Origin of the sequence: Bifidobacterium sp. UBA6881 (assembly GCA_002451435.1) — a bacterium.
In the GTDB taxonomy this organism is placed as follows: Bacteria; Actinomycetota; Actinomycetes; order Actinomycetales; family Bifidobacteriaceae; genus Bifidobacterium.
In genome coordinates this window covers 1-3,168 of record DKCF01000011.1, presented here as the reverse complement: position 1 = coordinate 3,168, position 3,168 = coordinate 1, and the positions used below count along the sequence as shown (strand labels likewise).

General features: G+C 58.9%; 3 protein-coding genes. 2 read left to right on the top strand and 1 reads right to left on the bottom strand.

Features of this window, described 5'->3' with window-relative positions; all coding sequences use genetic code 11:
• On the bottom strand, window positions 1-1,160 hold a 1,160-nt coding region (locus B3C64_RS00870), incomplete at its 3' end, for a DUF6541 family protein (protein WP_349679940.1).
• Between the two features lie 357 nt (window positions 1,161-1,517).
• Here B3C64_RS00870 and B3C64_RS00865 point away from each other — a divergent pair.
• Window positions 1,518-2,891 (top strand): ABC transporter permease, encoded by a 1,374-nt coding sequence (locus tag B3C64_RS00865; protein WP_291533076.1) that lies wholly within the window; start codon window positions 1,518-1,520, stop codon window positions 2,889-2,891.
• A partial coding sequence (locus tag B3C64_RS00860; RefSeq protein WP_291533075.1) for a hypothetical protein occupies window positions 2,888-3,168 on the top strand: 281 nt, incomplete at its 3' end. The genes B3C64_RS00865 and B3C64_RS00860, both read left to right, overlap by 4 nt.

Sequence of the window (3,168 nt, the reverse complement as noted above, 5' to 3'; positions counted from 1 at the left end):
CGAACGACCGCGGCAATGCAGACCGTCAAAGCGGCCACGACGACAACGGCCATGAACCAGCCCTGCGGCCCAGCGATGTTCTCCGTGAAGTACACACGCAGCGCCTCCGGAACCGTGCGATTGGGCACGAACGTGTGAAACCAACTCGCAGGATTGAAGTAGCGGTCGGATTGGTAGCTGGACATCATATACAGCAGGAAGGCCACAGCGCCAAGCACCACCGCCACAACGCATCCGACGATGATCTTCCACGGCAGACGTGTCAGCACGAACGGCCCCATAAGCAACGCCCAGGTGAACACGATGCGCGGATGCGCGAAAACGCAGATGCCCGCAGTGAGCAGGAACCAAATCCCCCACCTCGCCACACGCTCATGCGTCATGATGGCGTCAAAGAATCGAAGCGTGGCATACAACCAGAACGGCAGCAGCGTCGTCGCCAGACCAAATGCGATCAGCGGGCCGGAGGCCAGCATCTGGAACGGATGACAGGCGGAGGCCACGCCGAGGGACGGAATGACAAGGGCGAGCAGCGCGGGCGCGATGAACGCGAAAGTCGAGGAGCCCTTGCCGATACGGCGGGTGAAATACGAAGCGTACAGCTGGACTCCAATCGGCCAAATCAACGCGGATGTGAACAGCCACACCACATTGAATGCCGTGTATATCGATACGTCGATGCCGAAAACCTTCGCCAGCGAGATCAATCCCGCCGCCATCAAATGGAACAACGGCGGATAATACTCGTCGTTCGGCCATAAATGGGTCGCCGCGCCAATACCTTCATCAAGAATCTTGCGAATGAAGTAGTAATGCGCCGGCGCATCGATCTGCTGCAACGGATTCGTCCATGCGGCCGCGCCATGCGGGAACCACAGCAGCACGATCACCGCGGCGCAAAGCACTCCTATGATGGAGCAGATGCGCACGGTCGAACGAGATGACCGCAATCGCGCAAGAACCGCGGAACCGGCGACACGGCCAGCGGTCTCGGAAGAATCCTTGGGACCGGAATCGGCGGAACCGGAAGGTTCGAGACCCCTCGGCGACGCGGAAGCCGCCAGGCAATCGGCGGAAATCGAACGTACCGTCTCATCAGTCTTATGATCATCGGGAACGTTGCCCATGCCGGAATCCTCCATAATGCTCTGCTGCTTCATCGGCTTCCATCGTATCGAAACGCACGAATCCCATCGATGCCGATAGAATTTTCCCGTGCAGTGCCGCATGCCGACGTGCGCCTGATCGCAGATGTCAAAATCATGCCGAGATGGTTACAGGCGTGGCCAACAGCCATTGAGCGGCCCATTCGAAGGCGCATTCTCAGGAAGTATTCAGACTTCATGCAGAGGTATAACAGTATTGCGCAAGAAAACAATCACGTTGGATGGCAATGATATGCATACGGGGCGCATTCATGCGCTACGGGCTTGCCTCGCTGCGGGCGCGCGCCCCGGCCAACGCCGCCGTCGGCATGCGCCGACGCATATAACAACAGAGAACTGGAGAAGTACCGCATGTTCGTTCTCAAGAACGCATGGGCCGCGCTCGGTCGCGTCAAATGGCGCACCGCGCTCATTGCCCTGCTCACCCTACTGGTGTCGTTTTCGGCAGCCGTGAATCTGTCTGTATTGAAAGCCGACGACACGGCCAATAACGAAACATACCAGTCGCAGAAGGCTTCGGCAGTGATTCGGCCAAGCGCGCAAATCCAAGCCAAACGAGACGGCGCCGATTCCAGCTACACCAACAATTACATGACTTGGGCGAAGTACAGCAAGTACGCGACCGCCGTGCAGAAAAAGAACATTTCGTTCGATTACACGGTCGCCACCTCCATTCCGGTACGTCAAAGCAAGTCGCTGCAGGCAATCGCGGCCAAAACCGACACCAGCGAGGACAAGACCGGCGGCAACCTGACGCTGCAGGCCTTCTACACCGCGGATGCCGTGAAAATCAACGATTACGGGCAGTACAAGGTCGTCAAGGGCAAGGACCTGCGCTACAAGAAGCAGGATGACGGCGTACTGATTTCGCAGTCCCTGGCCAAGAAGAACGACCTCAAGGTCGGAGACAAAGTGACCGCGGGCAATCCGACCAAGGCTTCGGAAACCTACACGTTCACGGTGCGCGGCATCTACGAATACACCGGCGACACCCCGAACGGCTACGGCTCCGATGCCAAGTACGCGAAGGACAACCGTGAGAACGTGGTGTATTCGTCATACCTCACCTTCGCGCAACAGGGCCTCGATGTCACGGACGCCACCGGCTGGGGCGTGCCGAACCTCAACATCATCTTCACGCTGACCAATCCGTCCACGTACGACCAGTTCGTCTCCGTGGTGAAGAAGACCAAGCTGAACACCAAGAAGTACGAGATCACCTCGCCTTCCCTCAATGCATACAAGAAGTCCATAGAACCGCTTGATTCCGCGGCCTCGACCGCACGCATCCTGCTGATTGCCACCTTGATCGTCGGAGGCCTCGCGCTGCTGGCGCTGACATTGTGGGCCATCACCGGCGGACGCCGCGAGGAGATCGGCATGGCCATGGTCACCGGCGTCACCAAGGGACGCCTGGGCTGGCAATTCATGCTCGAATCGTTCATCAACACCGTGCCGTTCTGGCTTATCGGTTTGGGAGCCGGCGCTTTGGCAGCCAAACCGCTTGGCACCGCATGGGCCGCGGGCCACGCGGTGGCGATCACTTCCGCCAGCGTGTGGAACGTGGTCTGGTATGGTCTGGGAGCCTGCCTCGTGCTGGGCATCATCGCGTTCGCACGAGTCCTGTGCTTCAATCTGGCGCAGGTGTTCGCGAACCGTCCCGGAACCAACGACGGCGACAACGACCGCAATGAGGAAGCAGCTCCTTCGGAGGTGAAGGCATGAGCGACAAGAACAACGAAAACGAACTCGACGCCAAGACGAACGAGGCCGTGGAATCCGATGCGGTGACCGACGCCGCAGTCGAGGAGGCCGTCAAGTCCGCAGAGAACGAAGAAGCCGCAGAAGCCGTTACAGAGGCTGAGGAAACCACGGAATCCGCCACGGAAGCCGCGGAGTCCGTCAACTTCTCGGTGATTTATGACGACGCGGATGATGCCGACAATGCGAATGACGTTTCCGCGCAATCCGTGGAATCCGCATCGGTTGCCGATACGATCGA